The following is a 21,172-nucleotide window of genomic DNA, read 5'->3' as shown; positions in this document are numbered from 1 at the left end:
GCTCTAGCTATGCATGAAGGCCAGAATGTCGTCTACGAGAGCCGAATGGGCGTCGGTGAGGTTGCCTTCTCCGCCGTGACCCGCGATGCCGGCCAACTGGAGCGCATGTTGGTCATAGAGAACATGGTCGATCTGTTGGGCGTCCGCCGTCCCGCCAGCCGGAACGGCAATGTTGATGGGATGGAAATAGCCGAAATTGACATCGACCATGCTGCCGGCCGACGATCCTACGCCGCCACCGCCGCCCGCATGGTTGCCGGTGAAAATCGTGTCTGACGACAGGTTGAAGCCACCGCCATTGCCGCCGATGCCTGCGATCTGCACAGCGCCTTGATCGAAAATGACATTGTTTGTCTGATGGGCCTCCGCCGAGCCGCCCGCGGCGCCGATGGCGATGTTGATCGGCGAGAAGATGGCGATACTCACGTCGACCATAGTGCCGACGAAATATCCATCGCCGCCGTGGCCTGCATAATAGTCGCCGGTCAATGTGAGCGCAGTTCCAGGGCTCATCGACGGGCCATGGCTCGCGACGTTATGATCTCCGCCCGAGCCCCCCATGCCGCCGATCTGGGTTGCGCCCTGCAGGAACAGGGCGTTGTTCGATTGCTCGGCGTGAGCCTCCGCGCCAGGGCCCGCAGCCACGGCGGTATTGACGGGGGCAAACAGCGCGACTTCGGTGCTGACGAGTCCACCGTAGAAGAGCCCATTGCCGCCGGTGCCGGCATGATTGGCGCCATCGCCGCTGCCGACGGCAACATTGCCGCTTCCGCCATTTCCGCCTATCCCAGCCATTTCGGTGGGATGCTGATTGATGAGCGCATCACTGCCCTGGAAGGCGTCGGCACCCGAATGAGGTCCCGCAATGGCGGCATTGGACGGCATGAAGACGGCCAGCGCGTTGCTGCTGATCACGCCTTCGCTTATCCCGTCACCACCGCTGCCGGCTGAATTATGGCTCGGACCGGAAGCGACATCCAATGGAAGCCAAGTCGGCACCAGCGCCAGATGCCCCGCGGCCACATTGGAGGCGAGGTGTTGATCGGTGCCCGCCTTGGGCAGGTCCAATAAGGAACGAGTTTCCGCCATTACCGTCTCCATCCACGGTCAACCGCATGTCCCCCGAGCGTGCGGCGCCATGCAGCCTGAATTGTTCAGGCATTGTGCCTCTGAACGTCAGAAAAGCAGAGCCTGCAATTCGTCTACATCCCATCGGCTAGTTCTGTAGCCATTTGGCCGTCATGACCGCAGCATCCCTTGTGCGAGTTGCAAGCACGCAATCGGCCTTTGGATCAGAGGCCCCGGCGTCGCTTCGGCGAGGTCGAAGGCTTGATCATGACATGCCACCCTGCGCCAAATCGCCAACACCAATCAAATAACGCTCGGCTATATCAAAAATACATCCGAAGGAATGTCCCCGAATATCTAGGTAGTTCGAAGTTTAAATCGCGGGCAATATTCGTCCGCGGTCGTATTGACTGCGGCGATATGCCGGAACGCACGTCGTAGTGGGACGCCGTAAAAAAACTAACTCGCAAACCAACTAGAAGGAGTGACATCAATGCCTATTCCACAAATATCCGACACGATTCATCTCAATCATCCGGATGCGGGTGACGCGAATGCCGGCAACGGTGGTGATGGCCACAACGATGGGAACATCAACTACAACCCGGTCGCCTATGTCGACCCCACACAAAAGGTCTACGGGGCAACGACCGATGTGCACAACGGCGATCACGTTTGGCAGACGGCAGACTGGGACGCCGGCCATGGCGGAAACGGTGGCTTTAGCCAAGCCCAGAACAACTTCCTAGCGGCAATCGCGCATAGCGGCGCCGGCGGCGCGGGCGGAGATTCCAACTCCAACGGCAGTCAAGGAAACACAAGCGGCGGCGACACGGCTGCGGTGGCTGCGGCGACGACCGCGACACAATATACGCAGCTTATGGCCGATCAGCATGCCACCATCCTCGCCGGTGTCGGCGGCAACGGCGGCAACGGAAACATGGCTCACGGCGGCGATATCTCGTCGGCATTGGTTCACACGGATCCCGAAACGACGACGGTGACCAATTCTCTCGATCACTTCATCAACGCCTTCGGCCATATCGACGTCGACCATCTCGGCTCCTGAACTCAGACCTCAAGGGCCGCTGGTTTCGGCCGGCGGCCCTCAAGGTAAGCATCCTCTTCTTGTCAGTATCAAGTGCAGCGAGATCTGATAATGACAACAATTTCCATAAAGCCACCGTGCCCGCCGACGCAGCTCGTTGTTGCACTCCGGGCCTGTGCCGGAGCCTTCGGCTTGGTCTTCGTTTACAGCTTCGGCTACAATCTCTTTCTTCTCACGCCTTCCATCTATCTCCTGCAGATCTACGATAGGGTCCTGTCGAGCCGAAGCGCCGACACGCTCCTGATGCTGACGATGATCATCGCCATCGCCGTGTTGGTCGGGTCGACGCTCGATATCGTGCGCAGGGCAGCTCTTTCGCGCATCGGCAGCTGGCTGGACCACAGGCTACGGCCCATGGTGCTCACCGCATCGTTCGAATATGCCGCTCACGCCGATACGGGAGCCGCCACAGAGTGTTACAGGGATCTCTCCGCGCTACGCCAGTTCCTCGATTCACCGGCCAGCTCGCTTTTATTTGACGTTCCCTGGGCGCCGGTATTCCTGCTTCTGCTCTTTCTTGTTCACCCGCTGCTTGGGACCATCGGTCTTCTGTGCGCAGTTGCACTTCTGCTGTTTGCGTTCATGACGGAACTGGCGACACGCGAGCCGCTTGCCCACGCCAATCTCGCCCTTTCGAGGAGCTATATCCGATTTGCGACCGCCCTCAAAAACATCGAGGTGATCCGGGCAATGGGCATGCAGGATGGCGCAGCGCTGATCGTCTATCGCGATGCGGAGATGGCAAGAAGGGCCCAGGACATAGCGATGCATCGCACGGAGATCATTCTTGGTTTCTCCAAATCGATCCGCACACTGGCGCAGATCCTGATGATGGGATCGGCGACCTGGCTGGTGCTCGTCAACAGCGGCAGTCCGGGAATCATCTTCGTTGCGAGCCTGCTGCTCGGGCGCGGGCTCGCACCGATCGAGGGCGCAATAGGCGCATGGCGCTCCTTTATGTTTGCGCGCAACGCCTTCAATCGCTTGAACAGAATGCTGATTACAGTTGCATCGGAACGCGACGCCCGAATGGTGCCGCGACCGGAACCCAATGGCCTCGTTCTCGAAAACGTCAGCTATTTCAAGCCATTCGCCGATCGGCCAATACTGACTGATATCACATTGCGGCTCGCGCCAGGCGATTGCATAGCTCTCATCGGTCCGTCGGGATCGGGAAAATCGACATTGGGTCGCATCATGGCAGGCGTTGTGCCGGCAACGAGCGGATATGCTCTTCTCGGTGGGGTCGATATCTCGGCTCTGCGCCTTTGCGGGGGGACTTGCCACGTCGGATACCTGCCGCAGGATATCGAACTCTTCGGCGGAGCAATCAAGGATGTGATCGGCCGGCTGGACGGGGGAGACCCCGGCAAAGCCATCGACGCCGCAAAGCTAGTTGGATTGCATGAAGCCATCATGCGGCTGCCGCAGGGCTACGAGACCGATATCGGTGACGGTGGAAACCTGCTCCTTCGGGCTCAGCGCCAACAGCTGGGGCTGGCACGGGCGGCTTATGGGAATCCGTCACTTATCGTTCTCGACGATCCGAATTCGAGCTTGGATTATGACGGCGAACGCATGCTGTTTGCGGCAATCGAGCGCATGAAATCCAGGGGAATGACCGTCGTTATCATAACGCACCGGATGGGTATCCTGCCGGCCACCAACAAGATTGCCATCATGCGTAACGGGACGGTGGCTGCCTTCGGCGACAGCGAGCGGATTTACGAAACCTATCTTCAACCACCGTCGCGAACAGGAACCTAGGGAGAAATGCTGCCATGACCCTTGTTCAACTGGATGCAACGCCGGCGAAATTATCAAATTCGTCAAGGACAGGTCGGCAGTTGGCTCAACGACCGGCAGCGACAGCCAGGCAACAGACGGCCTATTTGCCGGTGATCGAACAGAAACAGCGCGGACCCGCCGCCCCTTCGCCGATGCCGGGACTCAGAGGGGTTGTCTGGACGGGGAACATGTTGATCCTGGTCTTCATCGTCGGATTGGGAATCTGGTCGGTCCTGGCGCCGCTGCAAAGCGCTGCGGTCGCATCGGGCGTTATCGAACCGGAGTCCAGCCGCAAGACCATTCAGCATCTCGAGGGCGGAATCGTCCGACGGATCCTCGTCAGGAACGGCGATACGGTGGTGGCCGGGCAAATCGTGATAGCACTCGACGATACGAAGTCTCGCTCGGAGCGCGACAGCATCCAAGGGCAGCTTTGGGACGCCGAAGGAAGCCGCGCCCGCCTACTTGCCGAGCAGACGGGCGGCGACCATGTCGCCTATCCCGAGGATCTCAGGGTAGCCATGGACAAATATCCTTCGGTCAGCGCGATTCTGATCGGGCAACAGAAAATCTTCGAGGCCCGCCGCCGGGTCATGCGGGCGGAAATTCAGATCGGCAATGAAAAAATCGCGCAGGTGCGGCAGGAAATCGTCGGGCTTGGCGCGCAGAAGGCGGCACTGGCCGACAGAGCCGCAATCTCGCAGGAGGAACTGGATCAGGTTACGGTGCTCGCCGCCAAGGGCCTGGAACGAAGGAGCAGGCTTCTCAACCTCGAGCGCGAAAAAGCAGACCTTGACGGCCAGCAGGGCCAGGTCGAGGCACAGATCTCTCGCGCCTACCAGGTGATCAGCGAGTCGCAGGCCGATCTCGCAAAGCTTGAGAGCGACCGGTTGAGCGAAGTCGCCCAAGGCATGCGCGATACGGAAAGCCGGATCATGCAATTGCGCGAGCGCCTGCGGGCGATCGACGACCAACTTTCAAGGACCGATATCCGGGCTCCCGAAGATGGAACAATCATGAACCTGCGCATCCACACATCAGGTGGCGTGATCGGCGCGGGCGAACCGCTGGTCGATCTTCTGCCACGCTCCGACCGCCTGATCGTGTCTGCCCATGTCAGACCGGAGGACATCAATCTTGTCCATGCGGGGCTGGAGGCACAGGTGCACCTTCTTCCATACAATCAGCGGCGCGTTCCCCTCCTGAAAGGACGGGTGGAGTATGTGTCAGCCGACCGCCTCACCGATACGCAGAACGGCCAACCCTACTTTGCCGCGACAATCAGTGTCACGGACGAGCGGTTGGCGAAAATGAAAGACGTCGCGCTGGTCGCCGGCATGCCCGCACAGACACTGATCGAAACCGGCAAAAGCAGCGTAGCGCTCTATGCTGTCAGACCACTCCTCGACAGTTTCAACAGAGCATTTCGCGAGGACTGAGACCGTGATGGGCAAACGAAAATTCGACGACGACCAGATTACCGGTATTCTGAAGGAGCACCAAGCCGGGGTGACGGTGGCAGATGTTTGCCACAAGCACGGTATCAGCGAGCCGACCTTCTATCGGTGGCAATCCCTGCAGTTCGGGAATGTCGGTCTCCATGCCAAAAGGTTGAGAGCACTGGAGGAGGAGAACCAGAAGCTCAAGAAACTTTTGGCCGAATCGATGCTTTCGGCGGCAACACTGAGCGAGATGCTGGCCAAGACATTGAAAGGGCGACACTAAGGCGACTTCGAACAATAATCGCACGATTACGGCAGCTGGCGCGGTTTGATCGTGTAATTCCTTTGGGGTGGAAGGGGTCGCCAGCGATGTTGAGGCTCGCCATCTCGGCGTCGAGCGTGCGGATAACGCCCACACTCCAATGCGCTGGCGTCACGTGCGGTCTAGGCAACCACGAACTCGGTCGTGCGGGCGGTGATGCCGACACTGACGAAGCCCCGTTGGCGGCCACGTCGTGGCCCCCCGTAAGGCGCCACCTGCCGAGGGCGGCCTGGCGCCCGAGGTCGTGGATCTTGACGCTCGGAGGCGCCTTCCGGCGGGAGCCGGCCGAACGGTCGGGCGGCAATGGCGCCGCCCGGCCTGATCCTCTATTGGCTTGCTGCGGTCGTCGGATCGCATGATACCTTCGGATTCATGTCGGCGAAAGCACCTGTCGGGTTGCCCTTCCAGGCCCAGACATGCAGTTCGTAGAATTCACCCAGGCCGTAGCGGTTGGGCGCGCTGTTGAAATTGAAGAGATGTCCGTCCAGCGCGGCCGGCCCCTTCGAGGTAATGTATTCGACCGCTATCAGCTTGAGCGTGCCGTCGGCCATCGGCTCGTACATGACGGCTTCGGGCGAGCCAGATCGATCTTGTCGTCTTTCAAGTACTGGCCATTGACATAGTGGATGCCCATGGCCCCTCCGGTGATGCCGCTGGCGCAGGGGATGGGCACATAGCCCTCCGATGTGGCAGCCTTGACGTCAAGAAAACGGCTGTTCGCAGCCCGAACCTTGTCGGCCAGCGGATTGGGACCGGTTTCAGGCGCGGCGGCCTCCTGATGCGCCTGTGCGAATGTGGCGCAGGCGGACAGCACGGCCGCGGCCATGAGAAGCCTGTTGTAAAAGTTGATTGTCATATTCATTCCATTCTTCCTGAGAAGCACAGCGGGCCGGCCATCGAAAATATGGAGGTCCGATAGGCAAGCGCTGCGACTGTTGTTGCTTGGTGATCCGAATTCGAGGCTACGAGTTCCGGGAAGAATCATCCCTTCGGCAGATAGGAAATCGTTCCAGCCAGATCGGTGTTGTCGATCAGCTGGAAACGGCTGTCGCTGCCGCCCTGACGGGCCGACACGAAGGGAGAGTAGGCGGGATCGTTGGTGAAGGCGCGCGCCGCCACCTCCGACGGGAACTCCATCAGGGCGATCAGGGTTGTGTCGAGCGGCTTGCCTTCAAGCGTCTTCACGTTGCCGCTGCGCGACAGATATCTGCCTCCGTGCTTGTGAACGAGGTCGTGGACCGAAGCGGCGTAGGCCCGCATCCACTGTGGGTCCTTCACCTTGATGTCTGCAATGACGTAAACGGTCATGGGTTATGTCTCCTGGTTGCCGCGCACAGGCCATCCCGTGCACCGGACAAAGGGCTCGCACGGTAGGGGGCCCGCCAGCCAGTCCTCGAACTGTACTGGGCCGGTACAGTTTCTGTACTCGCCGCGCCGCGGGCGAAGGCCTATGGTTCCCGAGAGGTTGGAAGGAGAGGCTAAAATCATGACTGAGCACGGATACAAACAGTTCTGCCCGCTATCGATGGCCGCCGAGGTGCTGTGCACCCGCTGGACGATGGTACTGATGCGCGAATTGGTGGCGGGGTCGACCCGTTTCAACGATCTGCGCCGGGGCGTGCCAAAAATGTCGCCGACCCTTCTGTCGCAACGGCTCAAGGAGCTGGAGCTGTCGGGAATCGTCGTGCGCAAGGAGATCCAGGGCGAGAAGGGCATCTTCGAATATCAGCTGACGGAAGCGGGCCGTGATTTGCGCCCCGTTGTCGAAGCGATGGGCTTCTGGGGACAGAAATGGGTCGAATCCCGGCTGTCCCTGAAGAATCTCGATCCGTCGCTTCTGATGTGGGACATGCGGCGCAATCTGAACCCCTCCCCGCTACCCGAGGGCAGAACGGTGATACAATTTCTGTATCAGGACCTGCCGGCGTCCAAACGGTCGTGGTGGCTGATCGTCGAAAAGCGTGGTGAGGTCGATCTGTGCTGGTACGATCCGGGGTTCGACGTTGACCTTTATGTTTCGACCGACCTGCACACCATGACCGAGATCTGGATGGGGCTGGTCACGGTCGAGAAGGCCGGAGCGAAGGTCGCCTTGACCGGCGACCATGATATCGCAAAGAAAATGCAGACGTGGTTGGGGCTCAGCCCCTTTGCGATCGAACCGAAGCGCGCGGCCTAGCAGAGGCGAGTGCTCCCCCCCTGCATATCAGGCGTGAGGCATAGACTAAGCCACTGAAATATCTATACTATTCCGATACTGTGTATATGACATTGGTTTTAGGGGGCTGAGTGGTGCCCAGGACCGGAATCGAACCAGTGACACGCGGATTTTCAATCCGCTGCTCTACCAACTGAGCTACCTGGGCTAACCTACTTCCAATGGTTCTTTTCAGAAAAGAACCGCGGGGCCTTGGTTCACCCCGGAAGCGAGCGGGGTTATAGCATCTTGTTCGCCCATGGCAAGCGTCAAATGACTCTTTTTTGACGGTCTTGTCGGCTTTGCGGATTCGTGAGGAAAAATAAGAGCTTCGCTGGCGGAATTCTTTCAAGCGCGTCGCGCCGATAGCGGATTCATGCGCCCCGCTTTGGATCTTTGATTGATGCTGTCGTTGTCCCAAAACCGCGGCGCACCTTTGCGCGAAATGCACTAGTTTTCCTCATCCGGATATTCGGCCTTCGTCTCGTCGTCGGCAACCGGAATGGCATAGGCGCCGGTCAGCCAGCGGGAGAGGTCGGCCTCGCGGCAGCGGTTGGAGCAGAAGGGGTAATGTTCGCGATGGGAGGGTTTGCCGCATTCGGGGCAGGGGCGCGTCTTGCGCAGCGGTTCGACCTTGGCGGCCGCTTTCTTGTCTTCAGGCATATCGGTTCATCCTATGGGATTAGCCGTCGGGCTCAGCCCTCGGGCCACCGGCTATGCACATCGAAGCCTTCGCCGGTCAAAAGCAGAATGGTTTCATAAAGCGGCAGGCCGACGACATTGGTGTAGGAGCCCACCATCTTCTGCACGAAGGTGCCGGCAAGGCCCTGGATGCCGTAGGCGCCTGCCTTGCCGCGCCACTGGCCGGAGGCCAGGTAGTTCTCGATCTCGAAGCCGGAGAGACGCTTGAAGCGGACCTTGGTCTCGACGATCTTCTGACGGATCTTTCGATCCGGCGTCACCAGGCAAACGCCGGTGTAGACCATATGGTTGCGTCCCGACAAGAGATGCAGCGAGTTCAACGCCTCATCGGCGAACTCAGCCTTGCCGAGGATGCGCCGTCCAACGGCGACCACCGTATCGGCAGACAGGATATAGCTGCCCTTCCAGGTGATATCGCCCTTGATGGCGGCAAGGGCTGCTTCCGCCTTCTCAGCCGAAAGCCTGCGGGCGAGCGACCGCGGATGCTCCGATTTCTTCGGCGCCTCGTCGATATCCATCGGCATCAGGCGCGAGGGCTCGATGCCGGCCTGGTTGAGCAGGTCGACGCGACGGGGCGAGCCCGAGGCCAGAATGAGCTTGTATTTCAGCGCCATGGAACCTCGACCACCGGCAGACGGGAGTGGGGCAAGCTTATTTGAAACGGTAGGTGATACGGCCCTTGGTCAAATCGTAGGGCGTCATTTCCACAAGCACCTTGTCGCCAGCGAGAACGCGGATGCGGTTCTTGCGCATGCGGCCGGCGGTGTGGGCGATGATCTCGTGTTCATTTTCGAGCTTCACGCGGAACGTCGCATTCGGCAGAAGTTCGGTGACAATTCCCGGGAATTCGAGGACTTCTTCTTTAGGCATATAAGTGTTTTCTTCCTGTGAGTTGAATAGGCAGCGCAGCGCGCGCCTTGAAATTTGGGCGGAAACTACACAATCAACGAAGGTTTGTGAACCTTGTTGATCAGGCTTTCCTTTATTTGTTTTCATGCCGATTGCGCGGCAATGCCATTTCGCTTGAGTAGCCGGCTTTCGATGAGGCCGGCCAGGTGATCGCGGACCTCGCGATAGCTTTGCAGAATCTGCTCGCGCGTTCCGCTCGCAACCGTTGGATCCATGGTCGGCCAGTAGATGACATCGACAGCACTCGACCGCGTCAGCTCGAGTGCTGCGTGATGGGCCTGCGGTGACAGCGTGATGATCAGATCGAAATAATCGTCCTCGAGCTCTTCCAGCGTCTGCGGCTGGCGGCGCCCGAGGGAAAGCCCGATCTCCTCGAGCACTGCATCCACGAAGGGATCGCGCTCGCCGGCGCGAACGCCAGCGGACCTGATATAGGTATTGGCGGGCAGTATACCACGGGCGATCGCTTCTGCCATCGGCGAGCGGATGGCATTCATCCCGCACATGAAGAGAATGGCGCCTGGCCGCTTTCCTTCTTCGACGTCGACGGCGCGCTCCATCGGCGTCATCCGCGCCAGTAGAGCACGCAGACCAGCGTGAAAAGGCGCCGGGCGGTATCGAAATCGACCTCTATCTTGCCGGCCAGCCTATCCTTCAGCGTCTGCGAGCCCTCATTGTGGATGCCGCGCCGGCCCATGTCGATCGCCTCGATGCGGCTCGGCGTCGAGGAACGGATCGCTTCGTAATAGCTCTCGCAGATCATGAAGTAATCCTTGACGATCCGTCGGAAGGGCGTGAGCGACAGGATATGGGTGGCGACGCCGCCGCCCTCTTCGGTGGTGATGGCGAAAACCAGCTTCGAATCGACCAGCGAGATGTTCAGCCGGTAAGGCCCGCCGCCATGGCCGAGCGGCTCGAACCTGTTCTCCTCGATCAGATCGAAGATGGCGACGGCGCGCTCATGCTCGACATCGGGCGTCGAACGGCCGATCGTGTCGTCAAGGACGACGTCGCAAAGCCGGAAATCGCCCTTCGCCATGCCCTCACCTTTCGAGGTTGAGGCGGATCGCGACCGATCGCGCATGGGCATCGAGGCCTTCGGAAACGGCAAGGGCGATCGCCGCCGGGCCGAGGGTGCGGAGTTGCTGCGGGCCGAGACGCAGGATCGAGGTGCGCTTGACGAAATCAAGCACCGAAAGGCCGGATGAAAAGCGCGCCGAACGCGCCGTCGGCAGCACATGGTTCGAACCGCCGACATAATCGCCGATGACCTCAGGCGTATGGGCGCCGATGAAGATCGCGCCGGCATTGCGGATGCCGTCGAGCAGCCGGTCCGGATCGGCGACGGCGAGCTCCAGATGCTCGGCAGCGATACGGTTTGCCAGCGGAATGGCCTGTTTCAGAGCGGCAACGAGGATGACCGCGCCGAAATCCCGCCAGCTTGCCGCCGCCGTCTCAGCACGGTTCAGCGTCTTCAGCTGACGTTCGACCGCCTGCTCCACCGCCTTGCCGAATGCGGCATCGTCGGTGATCAGAATCGCCTGGGAGCTGACGTCGTGCTCGGCCTGCGCCAAGAGGTCGGCGGCGATCCAATCCGGATTGTTGTCCTTGTCTGCAATGACCAAAACCTCGGAAGGGCCGGCGATCATATCGATGCCGACGGTGCCGAAGACATGGCGCTTGGCGGCGGCGACATAGGCATTGCCGGGGCCGGTGATCTTGGCGACCGGGGCGATCGTCTCGGTGCCATAGGCAAGAGCCGCGATCGCCTGGGCGCCGCCGACACGATAAATCTCCGTGACGCCGACAAGCTTGGCAGCGGCAAGCACCGCCGGGTTGACGGCGCCGCCGGTGGCGGGAACGGCGATGACGATGCGATCGACGCCGGCGACCTTGGCCGGCACGGCGTTCATCAGCACTGAGCTTGGATAGCTCGCGGTGCCGCCCGGAACATAGAGCCCGACCGCTTCGATCGCCGTCCATCGCGAGCCGAGACCGACGCCCATATCGTCCTCGTAGATATCGTCCTTCGGCAGCTGCCGGCGATGATAGGATTCGATGCGCAGTGCGGCGAGCTTCAGCGCGCCCAGCACTTCCGAAGGCACCGCCTCGATCGCCGCGTCGATCTCTTCAGCTGTGACGCGCATCGGGACGGTGGCGTAATCGATGCCGTCGAACTTCAGCGAATATTCGGCCAGCGCGACATCGCCGCGGGCTCTGATATCATCGATGATGGCGCGAACGACGACGTTCACATCCTCGGAGACTTCACGCTTCGTTGTCAGAAAGGCGGCAAAATGCTGCTCGAAACCTTCCGATGCCTGATCCAGCCAGATTGCCAAGGCCGATATTCCTTCTCAACTCGAAACTGCGATGTTCAAACTCAAGGCGTCAAGCACTAGCGGTGGCGAGGCTTGGCGACAGCCGCCCAGGCACCGCCGGTATCGGCCATCTGGACCTCGATGCATTCGACATCGAGCGCAATCGACGCCGTGCCCGACAGCGCCAGCTCGACCGTACCATCAGGCCCCTCGCCCTTCTTTTCGAAGCGCAGCGCCAGCAGTGACAGCACCTCGTCACGTTTGCCGCGATCGATGCCGAGCGAACGGACGGCAAGCACGCGCTTGAAAACAAGGGCTGCGCGGCGGCGCTCGAAACCCCTGCGCTTGCGCTCGGCACCTTCCCAGACGAAACGATTGGCGGCAAGCGCGAACTGCGCGTCGCGCGGCGACCAGTCGATGTCGCCGACCTTGAAGACGCTGTCCTGCATATGCGCGGAAATGATCGCAAGATCCTCGTCATCGAGCGCAACAAGTTTCAGGTCGGTCATTCCGTCTCATCCCATTGGCGGCCAAGGCCGGGCACCGCCGGAATGGCGATGCGTCAGACAAGGGAAATAAGGCGCTGCGGCCAATTACGCAACCAGGATAAAGGGCGCCTTAGCACCCTCTCCTCATTCGCTGATGCGCTCGACGATGGCGCCGCAGCGGGTCAGCTTTTCCTCGAGCCGCTCGAAACCGCGGTCAAGGTGATAGACACGGGAGACCGTGGTTTCGCCCTCGGCGGCAAGACCGGCGATGACGAGCGAAACGGAGGCGCGCAGATCGGTCGCCATAACAGGCGCGCCGCGCAGGCGTTGGACACCCTCGATCTTCGCAGTCTGGCCGGACAGCGAGATCCTGGCGCCGAGGCGGGCAAGCTCCTGCACATGCATGAAGCGGTTTTCGAAGATGGTCTCGGTGACATGCGAGACGCCGGAAGAACGGGTCATCAGCGCCATGAACTGCGCCTGCAGATCTGTGGGGAAACCCGGGAAAGGATCGGTGACGATATCGACCGGTCTGATGCCGGCGCCGTTGCGCTTGATGCGCATGCCGTTGTTGGTCGACGAGATTTCCGCACCGGCGCGGCGCAGCGTTTCAAGCGCGGTTTCGAGCAACGCCATGTCGGTATTTTCGAGCACGACGTCGCCGCCGGCCATGGCGACGGCCATGGCATAGGTGCCGGTCTCGATGCGATCCGGCAGAACGCGATGGCGAGCGCCGGAGAGCGAGGTGACACCTTCGATGGTGATCGTCGCCGTGCCGGCGCCGGTAATTTTGGCGCCCATGGCGTTCAGGCAGTTGGCGAGATCGACGACCTCAGGCTCACGGGCGGCATTGCCGATGACCGTCGTGCCGCGGGCAAGCGTTGCCGCCATCATCACCACATGGGTGGCGCCGACGGAGACCTTCGGGAAGGTGTAGCGTGCGCCGATCAGGCCGCCGGCAGGCGCCTTGGCGTTGATATAACCGGAATCGATCTCCATGGTCGCGCCGAGCGCCGTCAGGCCCTCGATGAAGAGATCGACGGGGCGCGTGCCGATGGCACAGCCGCCCGGCAGCGAAACGCGGCAATGGCCTTCGCGCGCCAAGAGCGGCCCGATGACCCAGAAGGAGGCGCGCATCTTCGAGACCAGTTCATAGGATGCGGTGGTATCGACGATGGTGCGGCAGGTGAAATGGATCGTGCGCGCATAGGAGTCTTCCTGGCGCTCGCGCCGCCCGTTGACGGCAACGTCGACGCCGTGGTTGCCGAGGATGCGCATCAGCAGCTCGACATCGGCCAGGTGCGGCACGTTTTCGAGCGTCAGCGTGTCGCTGGTCAGAAGCGAGGCGATCATCAGCGGCAGTGCAGCATTCTTGGCGCCGGAAATCGGAATGATGCCATTCAGCTCATTACCGCCGACGATTCTGATACGATCCATGTGCGCTTACGGGCAGCGCCCGCCTTTCCTGAAAGTTCTGCCTTGAAATAAGGAGTGAGGTGTTTAGGGGATTTATCGACACGCTTCAATTCGCGACGGACGGAACATTACGATTCGTCCATTTTTGCGGCGGGCAGTCCATTTGTTTCGTCGGCTTGGCCGGAACGGCGGGCGCGCACCTGCTGTTTGCGTCTCCCCAGATTTTCCCTGAGCTTTTCGGCGGCGCGCTCGCGGCGCAGTTTCGCCTGCGCTTCGATCGCCTCTTTGCGGCTCTGCTGGCCGGTTTCGGTCTTTTCGTTCATGCGACAGGATTAGCCGAATTCGCGCCAATCCAAAAGGCCCTTTGCCTCAATCCATACGAAGTTGGAATTTGCGGCTTGCGCTGGCCGCCAAGCTGTGGCAATAGCCCCCCGTTCTCGCGATTGAGCCACCCGGCTCGCACGAGTACTGGTCCTGCTGCCGTAGCTCAGTGGTAGAGCACACCCTTGGTAAGGGTGAGGTCGGTGGTTCAATCCCACTCGGCAGCACCAGTTTTCTCTCAAGTATCGGACATTATTTCTCGCACGCGCGGCTAGACAAGCAGGAAGCCGTGTGCTGCCGTAACAATGTGGACTGGGCGCAAGACCGGCCCCTTGTATCTGCATGTTAGATTTTATGTGCGATGGAAGCGATTGAGCCTCTGGCTGGGTGGCCACCCAGCCAGAGGCGTGACGAAGTCGCCCGTTTCCCCCTCCGGTTACAACCGTGGATGAGCCTGGGATCTTCGTCATCGTCACGTACGACCGAATAGTCGCTTGGCTTCAACCGCACGCACAAGGCAGGTTACCGTGAACAGAGTTATATGTGGAGTGGATGTTTCGAAGGACTGGCTGGATGCGTTTATCCGCCCGTCCGGGGTTTTTGAGCGTTTCAGCAACGATGCGGCCGGCATCGGCGCGCTGGCTGCGCTCTGCCGGGAGCAGGGTGTCGAGCTCGTCGTCATGGAGGCGTCGGGCGGCTACGAGCGTTCGGCCTTCCTGCTGTTGTGGGAGTTGGGGATCGCCTGCGCGCTTGCCAATCCGCGCCATGTGCGCCGCTTTGCCGAGGCCATGGGCTTTCTGGAAAAGACCGACCGGATCGATGCGGCGATGATCGCCCATTATGCCGAGGCCAGGCGGCTGTCTGCCCTGCCGCCGCCGAAAGCCGCGCAGCTGCGGCTGTCGGCGCTGATGACGCGGCTGTCTCAGGTCACCAGCGATCTGACCGTCCAGAGGCAGCGCCGCAGTGCTGCCCGCGATCAGCAGAGTGTGGCAAGCCTCGACGAAGTGATCGCGCTTCTGGTGCGCCAGAGCCGCACCCTTGAGGGCGAGATTGCCTCGATGATCGACGACGATCCGCTCTGGGCCTGCCTCAACCAAGCCTTTCGCTCGATCAAGGGGGTGGCGGACCGTACCGTTGCCCGGCTGATGGCCGAACTGCCCGAAATCGGCCGAATCTCCAACAAGGCGATCGTCAAACTGGCCGGCCTGGCGCCGATTGCCAACGATAGCGGCAAACGCAGCGGACCCCGGCCGGTGCGCGGCGGGCGCTCCGGACCGCGTGGCATCCTGTTCCTGGTCGCCGCCACCGCGGCCAGGTACGATCCGCATTTGGCTGCCTTCAGGCAAAGGTTGCAGAGCGCTGGCAAGCCAAAAATGGTTATCCGCATTGCGCTCGCCCGAAAACTGCTGGTCATTCTCAATGCAAAAGCACGGGATGCGCGAAGAGAATTCGAATGCGCAACTTGACAACCCAGATAGTCGCTCATCCGGCTGCCGCCACCTTCTCCCCGCTTGCGGGGCGAAGGGGATATGCCGCTACCTCTCCGTCCCCCACTCACCTCTCGCAGGGCACGTCCCCTCGCCCCGTTTTTACGGGGAGAGGGTTAGGGTGAGGGGCTGCCATCGGCATGAATTGGACAGCATTGCAGTACAATCGGGAATGTCGTTGACTTCCAGATAATAAGGTAGGAACGGGGATAACTGCCACTGTTGGATCAGTTCGCCTGTTACCACCACCTCTTCACCTGGGATTGGCGGATGGGGCAGGGCATTAACCCCATCAAAAATGCCCTCGACATACCATCGATCAACGCTCTCTGATAGAATATAGGCGGCGATATCTATCGTCTCCCCCTTCCCCAGCCGCTCAAGGTTGGTACGCAAATATTCACGCTGCATTCTAGGGATAACCTCGCTGGAAATACGCGCCAGCAAGGCGTCTTCAGCAGATATCTCCGCGCCGCCGGCAACGGCCGGCATTGCCAGCGCCCCGCAAACAAAAGCAGCCCGAATTCCTTTTCGATTCCAAACCACGTTGAACCTCTCATGTCCGCGAGCATGGTAGCGGCGGTGTGGCGCTGGCGCCATACAACTTATTTGCGACTGTTTAAAAAGCTGCTCATGACTCCCGGGCGTCCGCGACCTCTTCCGCGATCGACACTTCGCCTCATCAGCATCAAACGATTCACCATTGTTGACCGCAAAAATCCCGCTAGAATGCGTATTATGGCGGCGTGTCCCTAAGGATAGGGAAGCGTTGCACTTCGTTTCTGTCGAAAATCGTGGAGGAGTGTCGATGGCAACTGAAAGATGGAACAGCCCGGTCAAGGTTGGTTTCGAAGATGCCGATGCGCGAACGGTCAATGGGCCGTTCGATGCGCTGAAGTGCCTGGCGGATCTCTGGCCGAGTGTGCGCGGGCTTCACTACATCAAGGCCCGCAGTGCCTGCCGGGCGGCGCTCGACGGGCGCAAGAGCGTGGAAGAAGCAAGAGCCGAGTTCCTGGCGGCCGCCGAAGAAGCGAAGCTGAAGCTGCATTAGCAGTTCGGCAAGGAATTTCGGCGATTTTCGCCTTCTGGCGCGCAAGCGTGCCGGAACGGGACAATGCTTTAATTTTGGTTTAACCCTGCAACAAGTGCGTGCCGGGTTTTGGTGCAAAGGGCGTTGCGCCCGGTACAGGTGTATTCATAGAAGATGCCCAGCCATCATGATGATGGTTAGAGGCTCGTCACCTCTGCGGGAACGCAGGCGAGCCTCGTCTGAGCAAAGCGGACGCCTCAGCAGTTCGCGCCGCCCTCACCCTCCACTTCGATATAACTGACACCGATGATCGTGCCATCCGATGCGCGGATGAAGGACGGCAAATACCGAGGCTCTGCCGGCGTGCAGGCGATGGCCCCGGTATATTCGTTGAGGGCGATCTGGTCCTTCGGCAAAGCGGAATAATTTGTGCCGTTTTCCAGCGAGGCGTAGGCGGAGCCGGCAAAGACACTGCCTGAAATCAAGGTGGTTGCCCAAAGGCGAAGAAGCAACGACATGAGGGTCTCCAGCGTTTAGATCCGGCATTTCAACACGCGGGAGAGCACTTGGTTCCCCTTATGCATCGCAAGGACAGGTGAGCAGAGGGCCGGGGCACCATCTTACGATTTCAGCGTCGCAGCAGGCGGCTGCGCACATAGCCTCGGCCGACGACGCTCTCGGCAATCTCGATCGCCCGCTCGACATCACCCCGCCGGCGTATGAAACCTTCCAGGATTACATATGAGCCCGATATGTCGACGATGATTTCCGCCACTTCGATATCGTCGACGGCATGAAGGGCGCTCTCCACCGAGGCGCGTGTCGCCGCGTCGCTGTGATCCTGACGGCCGGATTCCTCATGGTTCGTGAATGCTGCAAAGCCGAGCACAGTGGCCTCTCCTGATGTCAGTTGATATCCGTTAACGCCTCGGCAAAGCATTTCGTTGCGGTGCGCTGGGTTATTTCCCGTGGACCCTGGCATGGACGATCCTTGGCGAAAGGCGCCGCGGCTTCCATATCTGGCTGCAGTCGAATGAGGGATGATGACAATGAAAGCGCTTCTGCCCGCCTTGTTTGCCGGGGCATTGCTTGCCGGCTGCTCCTCGGCCCATAGGCCGGCGCTGGAACCCATTCCGGGCAGCATCACCTATGGCGGCCAACCGCGAACGAAGCTCACCAAATCGCCGGTCGGCAGCGTCGTCTACAACCAGTTTTACAACGGAACGGGCCAGCGCGTTGAGGAAACCTATATCCTTCAGCCCGACCGCAGCCTGAAGCTGGTACGGCGCGAGATCGGCCCGGATTTTCCCGACTGAGGTGTTGCTCGCGCGCCAGATCGCTTGACAGGGACGGCAATCGCGAACATTCAAGGAACATCTAATCTTTCCCCAGTGATTCTGCGGGAGCCCGACCGGACGGCTGGATGTATCTCGAAAAGCTCAATTCGCAGCAGCGCATGGCCGTCGAGCACGGCACGCTCATCGACGGCAGCCATATTGCCGGGCCGCTGCTGGTCATTGCCGGCGCCGGCTCTGGCAAGACGAATACCTTGGCGCATCGGGTCGCCCACCTGATCGTCAAGGGCGCCGATCCCCGCCGCATCCTGCTGATGACCTTCTCGCGCCGAGCAGCCGCCGAGATGGCGCGGCGCGTCGAGCGCATCTGCCGCGATGTGCTTGGTGCAAACGCCGGCGTCATGGCGGACGCGCTTTCCTGGTCCGGCACCTTCCACGGCATCGGCGCGCGGCTGTTGCGCGATTATGCCGAGCAGATTGGCCTCGATCCGGATTTCACCATACACGACCGCGAAGACAGCGCCGATCTGATGAACCTGATCCGGCACGACCTCGGCTTCTCCAAGACGGAAAGCCGCTTTCCCACCAAGGGCACCTGCCTTGCCATCTATTCCAGGGCGGTGAATTCGGAAACCGCGCTCGACCTCGTGCTGCGCGACGTCTTTCCCTGGTGCGCGGCGTGGGAGAAACAGCTGCGCGAACTTTTCGCTTGTTATGTCGAGGCCAAGCAGAGCCAGAACGTGCTCGATTACGACGATCTGCTGCTCTACTGGGCGCAGATGGTCGGCGAGGCTGTCATTGCCGAGGATATCGGCAGCCGCTTCGACCATGTGCTGGTCGACGAGTATCAAGATACCAACCGGCTGCAGGCCTCGATCCTGCTGGCGCTGAAGCCCGAAGGCCAGGGGCTGACCGTGGTCGGCGACGATGCGCAGTCGATCTATTCATTCCGCGCGGCGACGGTGCGCAATATCCTCGATTTTCCCGCCGCCTTCAGCCCGGCGGCCAATATCGTCACGCTCGACCGCAATTACCGTTCGACGCAGCCAATCCTCGCCGCCGCCAACGCCGTCATCGATCTCGCCTCGGAGCGCTTTACCAAGAACCTCTGGACCGAGCGGCAATCCTCCGAGCGGCCGCGCCTGGTCACGGTGCGCGACGAGGCCGAGCAGGCGCGCTACATCACCGACATGGTGCTCGACAACCGAGAGGAAGGCCTCACGCTCAAGCAGCAAGCCGTGCTCTTCCGCGCCTCGCATCACAGCGGGCCGTTGGAGGTCGAGCTGACCCGGCGCAACATTCCGTTCGTCAAGTTCGGCGGGCTGAAGTTTCTCGACAGCGCGCATGTGAAGGACATGTTGGCCGCCCTTCGCTTCGCACAGAACCCGCGCGATCGGGTGGCGGGCTTCCGGCTGATGCAGATCCTGCCGGGCGTCGGGCCGTCGACGGCGCAGAAGACGCTCGACCTGATGGCCGAGGATGCCAGTCCGATTTCTGCTCTTGCTGCCATGCCGGCGCCGCCCCGCTCGGGCGAGGACTGGACAATGTTCGTTTCGATGCTGCAGGAGCTGAAGACCGGCAAGGCCGGCTGGCCGGCGGAAATCGGCCTGGCGCGGCAATGGTACGCGCCGCATCTGGAACGGCTGCACGAGGACGCAGCGACGCGGCAGGCCGATCTGCTGCAGCTCGAACAGATCGCCGGCGGTTATGCCTCGCGCGAGCGTTTCCTGACCGAACTCACCCTCGATCCGCCGGATGCGACCAGCGACCAGGCAGGCGTGCCGCTTCTCGACGAGGACTACCTCATCCTTTCCACCATCCATTCCGCCAAGGGCCAGGAATGGACGAAGGTGTTCATGCTGAACGTCGTCGACGGATGCATACCGAGCGATCTCGCCGTCGGCACCACCGCCGAAATCGAGGAGGAACGCCGGCTGCTCTATGTGGCGATGACACGCGCCAGGGATGGTCTCGACCTCGTCGTGCCGCAGCGCTTCTTCACCTATGGGCAGAACTCGCAGGGCGACCGGCACGTCTATGCCTCCCGCAGCCGCTTCATTCCCGCGACCCTGCTGCAGTTCTTCGAGGCCTGCAGCTGGCCGCAGGGAAAATCGGAGGCCGCGCAAGCGCAGGCGCGGCAGGTGCGCATCGATGTCGGCGCCCGCATGCGCGGAATGTGGCGATAGGTCAGATAGAGTTCAGAGTGAAAGCGGCGGTTCGGCCGGTTTCAGGAAATGCTCGACCCTTGCGGCCCCCACAGCCTCGACAGTTGCCGGCGACCATTGCGGATTGCGGTCCTTGTCGATGATGGCGGCGCGGATGCCCTCGAAGAAATCGGGATTATCCAGCATCTGCAGACAGGCACCGAGTTCACGGCCGAGGCATTCGGCAAGCGAGGCGCTGCGGCGGCCGGCCCTCAGCAGCCGCAAAGCGAGCTTCAAGCTGGTCGGCGAACGCGTCAGCAGCACCCGGCGCGTCTCGGCGGCGAATTCGCCCTCCTCCGCGGCAAGCGCTGCCAGGATCTCCTCGACGCTGTCGAACCGAAATCCGCGATCGATCATCGCCGCGTTTTGCTTGAGCCGGCTTTCTCCCTGAGGCTCCGAAAACGCCTGCAGCGCGGCATCGACATCGCCGGATGAGCTGGCGCGCGGCAGGCCGGAGAGAGCGTCGACCACCTCGCCGAGCCGCGACGAGGCGATCTGAAGGTCAGCAAGGCGGGCGTGGATCGCATCGGCCGCACCAATATCGAGCCCTGTCAGGCCGAGCCATGTTCCGGCCTCGCCCGGCGCACGGGGCAGCAGCCAAGTGGCACCGACATCCGGGACATAGCCGATGCCGGTTTCGGGCATGGCCAGCCGCGTGCGCTCGGTGACGATGCGGTGGCGGCCGTGCGAGGACAGGCCGACGCCGCCGCCCATGGTGATGCCGTCCATCAGCGCGACATAGGGTTTGGGATAGGCGGCGATCAGATGGTTGAGGCGGAACTCCTCGCGCCAGAAGGTACCTGCAAGGCCATCGCCGGCGCGGGCGCTCTCATGCAGGGCGCGGATATCGCCGCCGGCACAGAAGCCGCGTTCGCCCTCTCCCGTCATCACGACGCATGCCACCTCGGGGTCACCGGCAAAATCATGAAGGGAAGCAGTGATCGCACCGATCATCGGCAGGGTCAGGCTGTTCAGCGCCCGCGGCCGGTTGAGGCGGATGACGCCCGCAGTCCCCCGCTGTTCAATGATGACTTCGCCTTGCATGGTTCACCTCATTGTTACGACCATGAATAG

The 21,172-nt window shown here is 61.1% G+C and carries 23 protein-coding genes, 2 tRNA genes and 2 pseudogenes; 10 read left to right on the top strand and 17 right to left on the bottom strand.

Going from position 1 to position 21,172, the window contains the following annotated elements:
* Positions 1-3: 3 nt before the first annotated feature.
* On the bottom strand, positions 4-1,089 hold the full coding sequence (locus N2A41_RS01315; protein ID WP_222386418.1) for a hypothetical protein: 1,086 nt from the start codon (positions 1,087-1,089) through the stop codon (positions 4-6).
* 472 nt (positions 1,090-1,561) lie between these two features.
* Here N2A41_RS01315 and N2A41_RS01310 point away from each other — a divergent pair, with 472 nt between their 5' ends.
* The 4 genes and pseudogenes from N2A41_RS01310 to N2A41_RS01295 form a co-directional block, all read left to right on the top strand.
* Positions 1,562-2,137, top strand: coding sequence for a hypothetical protein (locus N2A41_RS01310; RefSeq protein WP_003584165.1), 576 nt, complete (start codon positions 1,562-1,564; stop codon positions 2,135-2,137).
* Between the two features lie 90 nt (positions 2,138-2,227).
* Positions 2,228-3,943 (top strand): type I secretion system permease/ATPase, encoded by a 1,716-nt coding sequence (locus tag N2A41_RS01305; RefSeq protein ID WP_222386419.1) that lies wholly within the window; start codon positions 2,228-2,230, stop codon positions 3,941-3,943.
* Positions 3,944-3,957: 14 nt separating this feature from the next.
* Positions 3,958-5,403, top strand: a complete 1,446-nt coding sequence (locus tag N2A41_RS01300) for an HlyD family type I secretion periplasmic adaptor subunit (RefSeq protein WP_260110043.1) — start codon at positions 3,958-3,960, stop codon at positions 5,401-5,403.
* A gap of 7 nt (positions 5,404-5,410) precedes the next feature.
* A pseudogene (locus N2A41_RS01295) lies at positions 5,411-5,674 on the top strand (transposase); the annotation flags it as partial.
* A gap of 380 nt (positions 5,675-6,054) precedes the next feature.
* On the opposite strand, the pseudogene N2A41_RS01290 reads toward N2A41_RS01295, so the two are convergent.
* Both N2A41_RS01290 and N2A41_RS01285 read right to left on the bottom strand, forming a co-directional pair.
* Positions 6,055-6,554 (bottom strand): annotated as a pseudogene (locus tag N2A41_RS01290) (hypothetical protein).
* A 155-nt stretch (positions 6,555-6,709) separates the two neighbouring features.
* Entirely contained in the window at positions 6,710-7,036 is a 327-nt protein-coding gene (locus N2A41_RS01285; RefSeq protein WP_260110042.1) for a DUF1330 domain-containing protein, read from the bottom strand.
* A 178-nt stretch (positions 7,037-7,214) separates the two neighbouring features.
* On the opposite strand from N2A41_RS01285, the gene N2A41_RS01280 reads away from it, so the two are divergent.
* Positions 7,215-7,907 carry a winged helix-turn-helix transcriptional regulator gene (locus tag N2A41_RS01280; RefSeq protein WP_260110041.1) on the top strand — a complete coding sequence of 231 codons (693 nt, stop codon included), beginning with the start codon at positions 7,215-7,217 and terminating at the stop codon, positions 7,905-7,907.
* A gap of 111 nt (positions 7,908-8,018) precedes the next feature.
* Here N2A41_RS01280 and N2A41_RS01275 read toward each other — a convergent pair.
* From N2A41_RS01275 to N2A41_RS01230, 10 genes are all read right to left on the bottom strand, one after another.
* Positions 8,019-8,094 (bottom strand) — tRNA-Phe (locus N2A41_RS01275).
* Between the two features lie 281 nt (positions 8,095-8,375).
* Entirely contained in the window at positions 8,376-8,588 is a 213-nt protein-coding gene (gene yacG / locus N2A41_RS01270; RefSeq protein WP_017966948.1) for a DNA gyrase inhibitor YacG, read from the bottom strand.
* Positions 8,589-8,620: 32 nt separating this feature from the next.
* Positions 8,621-9,241, bottom strand: coding sequence for a Maf-like protein (locus tag N2A41_RS01265; protein WP_003556345.1), 621 nt, complete (start codon positions 9,239-9,241; stop codon positions 8,621-8,623).
* A 37-nt stretch (positions 9,242-9,278) separates the two neighbouring features.
* A complete protein-coding gene (gene infA / locus N2A41_RS01260; protein ID WP_003545338.1) occupies positions 9,279-9,497 on the bottom strand; it encodes a translation initiation factor IF-1 in 219 nt (72 codons plus the stop codon).
* A 122-nt stretch (positions 9,498-9,619) separates the two neighbouring features.
* Positions 9,620-10,105 carry an arsenate-mycothiol transferase ArsC gene (locus N2A41_RS01255; protein WP_260110040.1) on the bottom strand — a complete coding sequence of 162 codons (486 nt, stop codon included), beginning with the start codon at positions 10,103-10,105 and terminating at the stop codon, positions 9,620-9,622.
* A complete protein-coding gene (locus N2A41_RS01250) occupies positions 10,102-10,575 on the bottom strand; it encodes a UPF0262 family protein (RefSeq protein WP_260110039.1) in 474 nt (157 codons plus the stop codon). The genes N2A41_RS01255 and N2A41_RS01250 overlap by 4 nt, the downstream gene beginning before the upstream one ends.
* A 4-nt stretch (positions 10,576-10,579) precedes the next feature.
* The gene (gene hisD, locus N2A41_RS01245; protein WP_260110038.1) at positions 10,580-11,878 is read right to left on the bottom strand and encodes a histidinol dehydrogenase; all 1,299 of its coding nucleotides are present in this window, start codon (positions 11,876-11,878) and stop codon (positions 10,580-10,582) included.
* A gap of 56 nt (positions 11,879-11,934) precedes the next feature.
* On the bottom strand, positions 11,935-12,366 hold the full coding sequence (locus tag N2A41_RS01240) for a DUF2948 family protein (protein WP_260110037.1): 432 nt from the start codon (positions 12,364-12,366) through the stop codon (positions 11,935-11,937).
* 123 nt (positions 12,367-12,489) lie between these two features.
* On the bottom strand, positions 12,490-13,782 hold the full coding sequence (gene murA / locus N2A41_RS01235) for a UDP-N-acetylglucosamine 1-carboxyvinyltransferase (protein WP_260110036.1): 1,293 nt from the start codon (positions 13,780-13,782) through the stop codon (positions 12,490-12,492).
* Between the two features lie 107 nt (positions 13,783-13,889).
* Entirely contained in the window at positions 13,890-14,084 is a 195-nt protein-coding gene (locus tag N2A41_RS01230; RefSeq protein ID WP_017966943.1) for a hypothetical protein, read from the bottom strand.
* A gap of 153 nt (positions 14,085-14,237) precedes the next feature.
* Between N2A41_RS01230 and N2A41_RS01225 the strand changes: the two genes are divergently transcribed.
* Both N2A41_RS01225 and N2A41_RS01220 read left to right on the top strand, forming a co-directional pair.
* A tRNA-Thr gene (locus N2A41_RS01225) sits at positions 14,238-14,312 on the top strand.
* Positions 14,313-14,609: 297 nt separating this feature from the next.
* Positions 14,610-15,548, top strand: coding sequence for an IS110 family transposase (locus N2A41_RS01220; protein ID WP_260109994.1), 939 nt, complete (start codon positions 14,610-14,612; stop codon positions 15,546-15,548).
* Between the two features lie 123 nt (positions 15,549-15,671).
* On the opposite strand, the gene N2A41_RS01215 is transcribed toward N2A41_RS01220, so the two are convergent.
* Positions 15,672-16,061 carry a hypothetical protein gene (locus N2A41_RS01215; RefSeq protein ID WP_407752072.1) on the bottom strand — a complete coding sequence of 130 codons (390 nt, stop codon included), beginning with the start codon at positions 16,059-16,061 and terminating at the stop codon, positions 15,672-15,674.
* 316 nt (positions 16,062-16,377) lie between these two features.
* Between N2A41_RS01215 and N2A41_RS01210 the strand changes: the two genes are divergently transcribed.
* Entirely contained in the window at positions 16,378-16,620 is a 243-nt protein-coding gene (locus N2A41_RS01210) for a DUF982 domain-containing protein (RefSeq protein ID WP_162119242.1), read from the top strand.
* A gap of 236 nt (positions 16,621-16,856) precedes the next feature.
* On the opposite strand, the gene N2A41_RS01205 is transcribed toward N2A41_RS01210, so the two are convergent.
* On the bottom strand, positions 16,857-17,117 hold the full coding sequence (locus N2A41_RS01205; protein ID WP_260110034.1) for a hypothetical protein: 261 nt from the start codon (positions 17,115-17,117) through the stop codon (positions 16,857-16,859).
* A gap of 110 nt (positions 17,118-17,227) precedes the next feature.
* Positions 17,228-17,488 (bottom strand): BON domain-containing protein, encoded by a 261-nt coding sequence (locus N2A41_RS01200; RefSeq protein WP_170256339.1) that lies wholly within the window; start codon positions 17,486-17,488, stop codon positions 17,228-17,230.
* Positions 17,489-17,648: 160 nt separating this feature from the next.
* On the opposite strand from N2A41_RS01200, the gene N2A41_RS01195 reads away from it, so the two are divergent.
* Both N2A41_RS01195 and N2A41_RS01190 read left to right on the top strand, forming a co-directional pair.
* Positions 17,649-17,915 (top strand): hypothetical protein, encoded by a 267-nt coding sequence (locus N2A41_RS01195; RefSeq protein WP_260110033.1) that lies wholly within the window; start codon positions 17,649-17,651, stop codon positions 17,913-17,915.
* Between the two features lie 107 nt (positions 17,916-18,022).
* Positions 18,023-20,080 (top strand): ATP-dependent helicase, encoded by a 2,058-nt coding sequence (locus N2A41_RS01190; protein WP_260110032.1) that lies wholly within the window; start codon positions 18,023-18,025, stop codon positions 20,078-20,080.
* 12 nt (positions 20,081-20,092) lie between these two features.
* Here N2A41_RS01190 and N2A41_RS01185 read toward each other — a convergent pair whose 3' ends face one another.
* Positions 20,093-21,142 carry an enoyl-CoA hydratase/isomerase family protein gene (locus N2A41_RS01185; RefSeq protein ID WP_260110031.1) on the bottom strand — a complete coding sequence of 350 codons (1,050 nt, stop codon included), beginning with the start codon at positions 21,140-21,142 and terminating at the stop codon, positions 20,093-20,095.
* Positions 21,143-21,172 lie beyond the last annotated feature (30 nt).

The sequence above is a fragment of the Rhizobium sp. SRDI969 genome (assembly GCF_025152725.1).
GTDB classification, from domain to species: Bacteria; Pseudomonadota; Alphaproteobacteria; order Rhizobiales; family Rhizobiaceae; genus Rhizobium; species Rhizobium leguminosarum_I.
The sequence above is the reverse complement of the archived record's forward strand: the minus strand, read 5'-3'. Positions and strand labels throughout refer to the sequence as shown.

What these genes read in the sequence shown, in the direction of transcription:
- N2A41_RS01195 (WP_260110033.1), top strand. Translation starts at nt 17,649, where the DNA reads ATGAAAGCGCTTCTGCCCGCCTTGTTTGCCGGGGCATTGCTTGCCGGC.
- N2A41_RS01250 (WP_260110039.1), bottom strand. Translation starts at nt 10,575, where the DNA reads ATGGCGAAGGGCGATTTCCGGCTTTGCGACGTCGTCCTTGACGACACG.
- N2A41_RS01280 (WP_260110041.1), top strand. Translation starts at nt 7,215, where the DNA reads ATGACTGAGCACGGATACAAACAGTTCTGCCCGCTATCGATGGCCGCC.
- N2A41_RS01240 (WP_260110037.1), bottom strand. Translation starts at nt 12,366, where the DNA reads ATGACCGACCTGAAACTTGTTGCGCTCGATGACGAGGATCTTGCGATC.
- yacG (WP_017966948.1), bottom strand. Translation starts at nt 8,588, where the DNA reads ATGCCTGAAGACAAGAAAGCGGCCGCCAAGGTCGAACCGCTGCGCAAG.
- N2A41_RS01285 (WP_260110042.1), bottom strand. Translation starts at nt 7,036, where the DNA reads ATGACCGTTTACGTCATTGCAGACATCAAGGTGAAGGACCCACAGTGG.
- N2A41_RS01190 (WP_260110032.1), top strand. Translation starts at nt 18,023, where the DNA reads ATGTATCTCGAAAAGCTCAATTCGCAGCAGCGCATGGCCGTCGAGCAC.
- murA (WP_260110036.1), bottom strand. Translation starts at nt 13,782, where the DNA reads ATGGATCGTATCAGAATCGTCGGCGGTAATGAGCTGAATGGCATCATT.
- infA (WP_003545338.1), bottom strand. Translation starts at nt 9,497, where the DNA reads ATGCCTAAAGAAGAAGTCCTCGAATTCCCGGGAATTGTCACCGAACTT.
- N2A41_RS01210 (WP_162119242.1), top strand. Translation starts at nt 16,378, where the DNA reads ATGGCAACTGAAAGATGGAACAGCCCGGTCAAGGTTGGTTTCGAAGAT.
- N2A41_RS01255 (WP_260110040.1), bottom strand. Translation starts at nt 10,105, where the DNA reads ATGACGCCGATGGAGCGCGCCGTCGACGTCGAAGAAGGAAAGCGGCCA.
- N2A41_RS01315 (WP_222386418.1), bottom strand. Translation starts at nt 1,089, where the DNA reads ATGGCGGAAACTCGTTCCTTATTGGACCTGCCCAAGGCGGGCACCGAT.
- N2A41_RS01265 (WP_003556345.1), bottom strand. Translation starts at nt 9,241, where the DNA reads ATGGCGCTGAAATACAAGCTCATTCTGGCCTCGGGCTCGCCCCGTCGC.
- N2A41_RS01205 (WP_260110034.1), bottom strand. Translation starts at nt 17,117, where the DNA reads ATGTCGTTGCTTCTTCGCCTTTGGGCAACCACCTTGATTTCAGGCAGT.
- N2A41_RS01215 (WP_407752072.1), bottom strand. Translation starts at nt 16,061, where the DNA reads ATGCCGGCCGTTGCCGGCGGCGCGGAGATATCTGCTGAAGACGCCTTG.
- N2A41_RS01300 (WP_260110043.1), top strand. Translation starts at nt 3,958, where the DNA reads ATGACCCTTGTTCAACTGGATGCAACGCCGGCGAAATTATCAAATTCG.
- N2A41_RS01185 (WP_260110031.1), bottom strand. Translation starts at nt 21,142, where the DNA reads ATGCAAGGCGAAGTCATCATTGAACAGCGGGGGACTGCGGGCGTCATC.
- N2A41_RS01310 (WP_003584165.1), top strand. Translation starts at nt 1,562, where the DNA reads ATGCCTATTCCACAAATATCCGACACGATTCATCTCAATCATCCGGAT.
- N2A41_RS01305 (WP_222386419.1), top strand. Translation starts at nt 2,228, where the DNA reads ATGACAACAATTTCCATAAAGCCACCGTGCCCGCCGACGCAGCTCGTT.
- N2A41_RS01230 (WP_017966943.1), bottom strand. Translation starts at nt 14,084, where the DNA reads ATGAACGAAAAGACCGAAACCGGCCAGCAGAGCCGCAAAGAGGCGATC.